We start from the raw sequence: 8,992 nt of genomic DNA, 5'->3' as shown, positions 1-8,992 counted from the left end.
GGCGCCCCGTGTCTCGCCGCCCGCGCCGGCGCCCGTGAAGGCCCGCAGCGGCGGATGCGTCCTGCTGCTCGCGGTCGTTGCCGTCGTGGTGGTGTTCGCCGCGACCAGGGAAGAGGAGCAGCGCCCTCAGGAGGTCTGCACCTCGGTGGCCACCGCCAACCCGGGTGAGCACCAGTATGTCGAGCGCCGGTGCCGGACGGAGAGTCCCGGCGAGCGCCAGCCGGCGACCCGCACGCCGTTCGGGCCCGGGCAGGGAGAGACACTGCTCAGGAATCCGGACCGGGCGTAGCCCACCCCTTTCACAACCCGCCGCACCCATGACCTCGTGTGAGGCCCCACCGCCCCACTGCCCACCCTGCCCAACCCCGACAGCGCGTAGGGCCAGACCCTGCCCGCCCGCCTCGGCGACGCCCCGCCGCACGGCATTGACCTATCCGGGGCCCGGTACTGGTGCGGGCCTGTGATCGAGCGATCGAGACGCACAGGTCTGCGAGCGTGTGAGGTCCATGAGCGCGGTCACCGGGGACGTACTTCTTCCAGGCTCTGCAAGACCACGCTGCGCGGAAGTACGCGCACTGCCGTTCGCTGCTCCCCGCGCCCGCGGGGGTGGTCGCGCGGACCGCCTGCTGCCGGCCCCACGGGGCCGGCAGACGGAGCGCCCTCGAAGGATTCCAGGAACCTCGCCGGTCTCCGCCTGCGCGCCTGGATGATCCGGATCAAGGGCCTCACCAGGACCACCCGATGATCACGACTCGATGTGCCCCTGGGTGACGCGCCGAGGTGCCGGGACGCCAAGGGCGGGCAGGAGTCGAGTCAACGGTCGACCAGCCGTGGACGCGGGGCCTCACCCGTGGATTCAGCGTCGGTGTCGTCGGTGTCGTCGGTGCCGACCGGGCCGCGGGGAAGCATCCGGTCCAGCCACTCCGGCAGCCACCAGTTGGTCCGGCCGAGGAGTGTCATGGTCGCCGGCACCAGCACCATGCGTACGACCGTGGCGTCGATGAAGATCGCGGTGGCCAGGCCGAGCCCGAACATCTTGGTGGAGGGGTCCTCGGCGACGGCGAACGACAGGAAGACCGCCACCATGATGAGGGCGGCCGAGGTGATGATCCGGGCGGTGCGCGAGACGCCCTCGACGATCGCCGTGCCGTTGTCGCCGGTGCGCAGGTACTCCTCGCGTACGCGGGAGAGGAGGAACACCTCGTAGTCCATCGACAGGCCGAACAGGATGGCGAAGAGGAACATCGGGATGAACGACACGATCGGAACCGTCGCTTCCAGCCCGATGAGTGCGCCTCCCCAGCCCCATTGGAAGACCGCGACCATGATGCCGTAGGACGCGCCGATGCTCAGCAGGTTCAGCAGTACCGCCTTGAGCGGTACGAGTACCGAGCGGAAGACCAGCATCAGCAGCAGGAACGACATCGCCAGCACGGTGGCGACGAGCACCGGCAGGCGTTGGCTGGTGCGTCGGCCCACATCGGACAGGCTCGCGGCGGCGCCGCCGACGTGGGCCCTGGCGGGGCCGTTCCCGATCGCCGCGGGCAGGACGTCGGTGCGCAGCCGGGCGATGGTGTCGGCGGTGGCCTTGTCCTGCGGGCTGGTGGTCGGGAACACCACGAGGGTCGCGATGCCGGTGGCCCGATCGATGTGCGTCGGCGCGACGGATGCGATGCCCGGATCCGCCGCGACCGCTGCGACGAGTCGCTCCAGCACTCCCGGATCACCGGTGGGGTCCGCGGCGATGACGAGGGGACCGTTGGTGCCCGGGCCGAACCCCTCGGCGACGAGGTCGTAGGCCCGGCGCTCGGTACGGCTGTGGGGCAGTGAGCCGTCGTCGGGCAGGCCGACGCGCAGGCCGAGCACGGGCAGCGTCGCGGTCAGCAGCAGCCCCGCCGCGCCGACCGCGTACGGCACCGGGTGCCGGCTGACGTGCCCGATCCAGCGACGCCACCCGGCGGCGTGGGCGGCGCCCGCCGCCGGGTGGCGCCGCGGTGCGAGCCGGCCCGGCTTCCTGCTCTGCAGTGCCCGGCCGATCCGGCCGGCCCGGGCCAGGCGCGGGCCGGCGGCGCCGAGGAAGGCCGGCAGCAGCGTCACCGACGCGACCACCATGGTCAGAACGACGATCGACACGGCGAGCCCGCCCACCGTCATGAACGGTACGTTCGCGACCGCCAGGCCGAGGATCGACACGACGACGGTACCGCCGGCGAAGACCACGGGCCTGCCCGCCGTGGCCACCGCCCGCCCCGCCGCCTCGCGGGGATCGAGCCCGCGCGCGAGGTACTCCCGGTGCCGGGCGAGCACGAACAGCGCGTAGTCGATGCCCACTCCGAGCCCGACCATGCTGCCCAGGACCGGTGCGAAGGTGGGGACGTCCGTCACCCCCGCCAGTACCGTCATCGTGGCGACCCCGACGGTCAGGCCGAAGACCGCCATGCCGATCGGCAGCGCGGCGGCGACGAGCGAACCGAACGCCAGGAACAGGATCGTGGCCGCGGCGAGGAGGCCGATCAACTCGCTCACGCCGCCGTCGGGGTCGGAGAAGGCGTAGAAGAGGCTCCCGCCCATCTCGATGCGCAGCGGCAGTTCGGCGCGCAGCCGGTCGCCGAGACCGACGAGGGCGTCGAGGTCTTCGGCCGACAGCCGGCTCTGGTCGGGGTACTGCACCCGGACGACCGCGATCCGCCCGTCGGCCGAGACGAGGCCGCCGCGCACGGCGGTGTCCCCGCCCGCGTCGAGTGCCCCCGCCGGGTCGCTCGTGCCGAACACGTGCGGCAGCCGCTCCACCTCGGCCTGCAGCCGCGTGAGAGCGGTGCGCGCGCTGTCGTGGTCGAAGAACGTCGCACCGCCGTCGAGGGGGGTGACGACCACCTGGGCGGTCATCCCCTCCTGGCCGGTGCCGGCCCGCGCGATCAGTTCCGCGGCCCGCTGGGAGTCCAGTCCCGGAACGGTCATCGAATCCGCGTTCCGCCCGCCGAAGGCGACGGCGGCGAGGACGGCGAGCGTGGCGACGACCAGCCATGCCGCGATCACCCGCCAGGGATGGCGGGCAGCGCTTGCGCCCAGGCGCGACAGGACTTTCGAGAGCATCGGGTCCTCCAACCACCTCGTCGGCCGTCCATGTACGGCCGCCGATGCCGAGACTCGTCGCCACGGCGCTCCGCGGCATCGGCCCGCGGGCCGCGGATCCGTCGGCCCCGGGGCGGAGTGACGACCCGTACTTTCGGCCGATGCGCGGCACGCCGCGGTCCCTAGGCTGAGAACCGTGCTCCGAGACGACCTGCGAACCCTGTGGACCGAACCCCGCCCGCCCGACGCGCCCGCCCGATTGCGGCGGGACTGGGCGCTGCTCGCCGCGGGCCTTGCCGGTGTGGCGCTGGAGGCCACCCTGCGCGAGAACGTCGTGTGGCGGCCGGTGGCGGTGGTGTTCGCCGTAGGGCTGTGCCTGCTGCCCCTGTGGCGCCGGACCCGCCCGCTGGCGATGGCCACCCTGGCGTTCGGCTCGGTGATCCTGCTTCAGGTGGCCTCGCTCGTCGCCGCACCGCGCGAGCCCGTCGGCCTGTACACCGGCACGGTCGTGCTCGTGCTGGTGTACGCGCTGCCCCGGTGGGGATCGGGACGGGAGATCGTGCTGGGCAGCGCGGTGATCCTCGCGGCCAGCGTGCTGTGTTCCGTCACAGACGAGACCCCGGTCGTCGAAAACGTCCTGGGCTTCGTCTTCCTGCTGCTGCCGGGCGTGGTCGGGGCCGCCGTGCGGTTCCGGGTCACCGCTCTTGAGCAGCAGCTGGCGCAGGTGCGCTCCCGCGAGCGCGAGCAGCTCGCCCGGGAACTGCACGACACGGTGGCCCACCACGTGTCGGCCATGGTGATCACCGCCCAGGCAGGCCGGGTACTCGCGGACACCGACCCGTCCGCCGCGGTCGAGGCGCTGGAGGGCATCGAGGAGGAAGGGGCGCGCACCCTGGAGGAGATGCGCGCCATGGTCGCCGCGCTGCGCGACCGCGGGGTCGGCGCCGAGCTGGCGCCCCCTGCCGGCGTCGCGGATCTGGAGCGCCTGGTGCGCACCCCCGGCGGTCGCGTCAGGGTCGACCTGGGGCTCGACGGCGAGCTGGACACGCTGCCCCCGGCCGTGGACGCCGCCGTCTACCGGATCGTGCAGGAGTCGGTGACCAACGCGCTGCGCCACGCGGTCGACGCGACCGAGGTCGTCGTCCGGGTCGCCGCGCAACGGCACACGGTACGGGTGAGCGTGCGGGACGACGGCCGGCGCACCGGCCGGGGCCGCGACGGATACGGACTCACCGGGTTGCGCGAGCGCGCGACCCTGATCGGCGGCACACTACGAGCCGGCCCGGGCACCGACCGGGGCTGGCACGTCGAAGCCGAGCTGCCGAGAGCGAGGAGCAAGAGCGGTGTCCGTACGCGTCCTCGTCGCTGACGACCAGACGATCATCCGCACCGGGCTGCGGATCATGCTGAACGCCCAGCCCGGCATCGAGGTGGTCGGTGAGGCCGCCGACGGACGGGAAGCGGTCCGCCTGGCCCGCGAACTACGCCCCGACGTCTGCCTGTTCGACATCCGCATGCCCGTACTCGACGGGCTCGAAGCCACCCGGCTGGTCGCCGGCCCGGGCGTCGCCGACCCGCTGGCCGTGGTCGTCATCACCACGTTCGACCTCGACGAGTACGTCTACGGCTCACTGCGCGCCGGCGCCCGCGGATTCCTCCTCAAGGACACCGGACCAGACCTCCTGGCCCAGGCCGTACGGTCGGCGTCCGACGGGGAGGCGCTCATCGCGCCCAGCGTCACCGTCCGTCTGCTCCAGACATTCGCGGACCTGCCCGCCGGCCGGCCCGCGACCCAACCGGTCTCACCCGTCACCGCCCGCGAGGAGCAGGTGCTCCTCGCCGTCGCTCGCGGGCTGACCAACACCGAGATCGCCGACGCACTGCACATCAGCCTCAGCACGGTGAAGACGCACCTGGCCAGCCTGATGGCCAAACTCGGCGCCCGCAACCGGGTCGAGATCGCGATGTGGGCCTACGAAACGCGCCGTATCCTCCCCGGAACCTGAACCGGGTACCGGGCCGTGTCCCATGAGCACCCGTCGCGGCCGAGTCCGGCGAAGCGTTCGGCGCGCTCCACAGCGAGTAACCCCAAGCCGACGACGGCGACGCCCTCACGGGCCGGCCGGTCGAACGCCGAAGCAATCACTTCACCCTCGACCGAACGCCACACATCGACCACCCCCTCCGGGCACTCATCGACCAAAACAACCATCAGGTGCGCCTCAGGGCGACCCCGGCCCGGCCGCCGCGGAAGGCTCCGCGATGGCGCCGCGTCCTCACATCCGGGGCGGCGCCTGGCTCTCTTGGCGCTGCCGCCGGCGGTAGTTGCGCATGGACACCTGGGAGCCGCAGCCGGGACTGCAGTACAGCCCTCCCCCGTTGCGGGTGCGGTCGAAGAAGCCGAAATGGCACGGGGGGTTCCGGCACGCCTTGATGCGTCCCCAGTCGCTGCTCTGGGCGAAGGTCGTCACCGCAGCCAGTACGGTTCCGAACACCCGCTCCACGCCCGCCTGTGGCGACGCCAACTCGACACCGCCGGCCGTCACCACCGTCGCCAGCGGGTAGAGCGAACCCGCGCGCCGCAGGTGCCGCTCGGCACGCTGCAGCGACTCGCCCAGGCTCTCCTCGTCGCCGGAGTGCGCGAGCAGCACGGTCACCAGGGCATCGCGCAGCTCGCGCGCGGCCGCGGCATCGGCATCGGTCGCCACGGTTTCGCCGCCGAACTCGTCGTACTCCGCCAGCCACGCCGCGAACGAGTCCCCGTCCCCGAACAACTCCCGCCGACCGGCCCCGTCCGCGCGCGTGTTCACGAACGCGAGCACGGTATCCACCGCCGGCGTGACGGTGCGCGGGCTGAGTTTGGGAGATCCGGATGTCGCACTGCTCATGCCCTCACCCTACCTCAACTGGAGAGGCTCTAATCCGGCTAACAGGCAACCTGAAACGCCATCCGCCTTGACTCGTGATGAGCTAACTCATTACGGTCGCAACATGAACAAGGCATCAGACCCCCAGATCAACCCCCGCACATGGCTGATCACCGGCGCGACGTCCGGCATCGGCCGCGAACTGACGCTCCAGGCGCTCGACAGCGGCGACGTCGTCTCGGCGCTCGCCCGCGACACCGCCTCCCTGAACGAACTGACCGAAGTGCACGGCGAGCGCCTGCTCCTCATCCAGGCGGACGTGCGTGACGAGCAGGCCGTCCGGGAAGCGGTGGAGCGCACGCTCGCACGGTTCGGCCGTATCGACGTGGTGGCCAACAACGCCGGCTACGGACTGTTCGGAGCTGTCGAGGAGGCCTCCGACGCGCAGATCCGCGCAGTGTTCGACACCAACGTCTTCGGCGTGCTCAACGTGCTCCGCGCGACGTTGCCGGTGCTTCGCGCCCAGCGATCCGGGCACATCCTCCAGGGCTCGTCCGTCTACGGGCAGTCCGCCCACCCCGGTGTGGGGCTGCTGGCCGCGACCAAGCACGCGGTCGAGGGGCTGACGGACGCGCTGGCGGCCGAGGTCGCACCGCTCGGCATCAAGGTCACGATCATCCAGCCCGGGCTGACCGCGACCCCCTTCCTGGCCAACCTCGATGTCGCGGCCGGCCTGGCCGACTACGACCGGACCGTCCGCGAGGTTCAGAAAGGCATCGGAGAGCTGCCGGCGTCCGCGTTCTCCTCCGCGGCGCGGATCGCCGCAGGCATCCGGACCGCGGTCGACAGCCCCAACCCTCCGCTGCGCCTGGCCCTCGGCACCTCCGGCGCCACGGGCATGCGCGCCGCCCTGGAGGCACGCGTCGCAGACCTGGACAACTGGAAGCTCGTGACCGACGCCGTCGACAGGTAGTCGCAAGTCCCGCCGGGGGTCGCGGCGCTGATAACCGAGGTGCCCCCGGCGGCGTAATCCGCGTATGCCCGGCAAGCCGGGAAGCGGTCTTGCTTTCGGGCGGGAACCGACCCCTCGGGTGTTCTGCGTCGCCGCAGGCCAACGAATTGTGTCGGTTGACCTACGCCGGCGTCGCCGCAGCCATCATCTGCCTACCGCGGACTCGCCGAATGAGACGCCGTCCAGGATGCAGACCGTGGACTCCGGATATACGGTCGTGGGTAGACGCTCAGGCCAGGTCTCTGTAGACGGCAAGTTCGACAGGCACTTCAACGGGCACTGAAGCCCGTCAGGCACCGTCGGTGCGCCAGGCACCGTGGGTGCGCCGGAACGCCGGCCCGTGATTCCCTCTTCCGGCCCTGTCGCCAGTGTGCCCAGTCGAAGAGGTCACCGGATGGTCATGACGGATCTCACCTTCAACAGCCCACTCTGCCGCATCTCGTGGATCGATGTCGTCCACGGCGCTCAGCATTCGTCGTTCGGCTTGGACGAAGAGGTCGAGCTGCGCTTCGGCCTCGATCTGGACCGAAGCTTCTGGCCGTCGTTCGAGACCTCGCAGTTCTTCGCGCAGTTCTGCGTCTACCGGTTCGGCACGCTGGTCAAGCAATTCACCCACAGCGGCGATACGCGGCAGCAACTGCCCGGTGCCCCCGCAACCCGGATCTGGCTCGGTCTCGCCCTGGGACGGGCCGGACAAACACTCCCAGTGGGTTCGGGGCTGGTCCAGTTCCGTCCACAGATCTTCTTCCTACGGCAAGGCGCTGCCGGCTACATGAACCCGGAGTTCGCAGCGGCTCCACACGATCACACATTCATGGTCGATCAGTTCAGTCCTGTCGGCGGTGGCTTCGACGGAGAGTCCCTGGTCGGCGGAGTCGGCATCCCGGACGGCACCCCGACACCTGAGAAATGACAGCCGGACACCAGGAGGAGCCATGAGCCTGAGCATGCTGGTGCAGAACATGGACGACTGGTGCGGGACACCCGCGCCAGGCCATCCGCCCCGCCCGCCGTGGCTGCGCGACATCCTCACAGCGGTGGTGCTGGCCGAGATGTCGGCCGACATGAGCAGCACTGACGAAGGCCGCTCCCTGTACCTCGCCGCTGCCCGCCTCTACGAGGCCGCGGCCGAGAAAGTGGCCCTCAACCCGCAGCCACTGCCCCCGTTGGAGGAGTAGACCTCCTGACAGGCGGGTCGAGCCTTCGCCGCCCGTCGGCGCCGACAGCCGCGAACCACGGGGCAGGCCTGGAGCGCAGGTGTCGAGGTCGGACGCTCCCGGGTCCGCCGGACCCTGCGGGCCACAGCGCCGTGGAACAGGCGTGGGGGTGTTCCAGCCGGGGTGCGGTGTCGTCCTCTGATGCGCGGGACAGCCGGTTCCGCGCGCCCCGGGCCCGCCCCACCGTCTGCCCGTGCCGCTTCGCGTCGTCGGCCCCACCATGGAAGGAGGGATGGCGCCCCCGCATCGGCTCAGGACGGTGGCGGACGCGGCCGGGAGCGGTCGCCGACCCGCACGAGGACGGGGCCCGTGCCCGACCGACCGCCGTCGTCCCCCGATGAGCCATGCCCCGACCCTGGAGGGCCTTGTGAACGGACCGATCGTGGTGGGCTTCGACGGCTCGCCCGAGAGCGTGGCCGCGACCGGATGGGGCGCCCGCGAGGCGCTGCTCCGCGGACTACCGCTCGAACTCCTCCAGGCCTGGCCGTGGCCGAACACCGACGTCCTCGGCACCGACGACGCGATCAGCTGGAGCCGGGAGCAGCTGGCCGCCAAGGAGACGGAGCTCCGAGCCGTCCTCGCCGCCGGCGCCGAGATCACCTCGACGCACGTCCGCGAGGACCCGGCCGAGGCTCTCGAAGCGGCCGGCCGGAACGCCACCATGCTGGTCCTCGGCTCGCGCGGGCTGAGCACCGTCCGCGGCTTCCTGGTCGGTTCGGTGAGCCAGGAGGTGCTGCGCCGGGCGAGCTGCCCGGTCGTACTGGTACGGGCGGAGGAGGACGAGCAGGCGGCCGCGTCACCGGACGCCGCCGACGACGGCGACG

General features: G+C 71.6%; 9 protein-coding genes. 7 read left to right on the top strand and 2 right to left on the bottom strand.

Annotated features, from left to right (window positions below):
• Positions 1 to 289 (top strand): hypothetical protein (locus AC067J_RS43685; RefSeq protein ID WP_478308456.1); only part of this gene is annotated, 289 nt, incomplete at its 5' end.
• Positions 290 to 813: 524 nt separating this feature from the next.
• On the opposite strand, the gene AC067J_RS43680 is transcribed toward AC067J_RS43685, so the two are convergent.
• Complete coding sequence (locus tag AC067J_RS43680; protein ID WP_478308455.1) at positions 814 to 3,093, bottom strand: MMPL family transporter; 2,280 nt, start codon at positions 3,091 to 3,093, stop codon at positions 814 to 816.
• A 175-nt stretch (positions 3,094 to 3,268) separates the two neighbouring features.
• Here AC067J_RS43680 and AC067J_RS43675 point away from each other — a divergent pair, with 175 nt between their 5' ends.
• Together AC067J_RS43675 and AC067J_RS43670 are read left to right on the top strand one after the other, a co-directional pair.
• Positions 3,269 to 4,441 (top strand): sensor histidine kinase, encoded by a 1,173-nt coding sequence (locus tag AC067J_RS43675; protein WP_478308453.1) that lies wholly within the window; start codon positions 3,269 to 3,271, stop codon positions 4,439 to 4,441.
• A complete protein-coding gene (locus tag AC067J_RS43670) occupies positions 4,416 to 5,078 on the top strand; it encodes a response regulator (RefSeq protein WP_478308452.1) in 663 nt (220 codons plus the stop codon). The genes AC067J_RS43675 and AC067J_RS43670 overlap by 26 nt, the downstream gene beginning before the upstream one ends.
• Before the next feature lie 270 nt (positions 5,079 to 5,348).
• Here AC067J_RS43670 and AC067J_RS43665 read toward each other — a convergent pair whose 3' ends face one another.
• The gene (locus AC067J_RS43665; RefSeq protein ID WP_478308451.1) at positions 5,349 to 5,960 is read right to left on the bottom strand and encodes a CGNR zinc finger domain-containing protein; all 612 of its coding nucleotides are present in this window, start codon (positions 5,958 to 5,960) and stop codon (positions 5,349 to 5,351) included.
• A 103-nt stretch (positions 5,961 to 6,063) separates the two neighbouring features.
• Between AC067J_RS43665 and AC067J_RS43660 the strand changes: the two genes are divergently transcribed.
• The 4 genes from AC067J_RS43660 to AC067J_RS43645 all read left to right on the top strand — a co-directional run.
• On the top strand, positions 6,064 to 6,912 hold the full coding sequence (locus tag AC067J_RS43660; protein WP_478308450.1) for an SDR family NAD(P)-dependent oxidoreductase: 849 nt from the start codon (positions 6,064 to 6,066) through the stop codon (positions 6,910 to 6,912).
• Positions 6,913 to 7,351: 439 nt separating this feature from the next.
• A complete protein-coding gene (locus AC067J_RS43655; protein ID WP_478308449.1) occupies positions 7,352 to 7,864 on the top strand; it encodes a hypothetical protein in 513 nt (170 codons plus the stop codon).
• A gap of 22 nt (positions 7,865 to 7,886) precedes the next feature.
• Positions 7,887 to 8,129 carry a hypothetical protein gene (locus tag AC067J_RS43650; protein ID WP_478308448.1) on the top strand — a complete coding sequence of 81 codons (243 nt, stop codon included), beginning with the start codon at positions 7,887 to 7,889 and terminating at the stop codon, positions 8,127 to 8,129.
• Positions 8,130 to 8,535: 406 nt separating this feature from the next.
• Positions 8,536 to 8,992 (top strand): universal stress protein (locus AC067J_RS43645; protein ID WP_478308447.1); only part of this gene is annotated, 457 nt, incomplete at its 3' end.

It is taken from the genome of Kitasatospora sp. NPDC042419 (assembly GCF_056437345.1).
The sequence above is the reverse complement of the archived record's forward strand: the minus strand, read 5'-3'. Positions and strand labels throughout refer to the sequence as shown.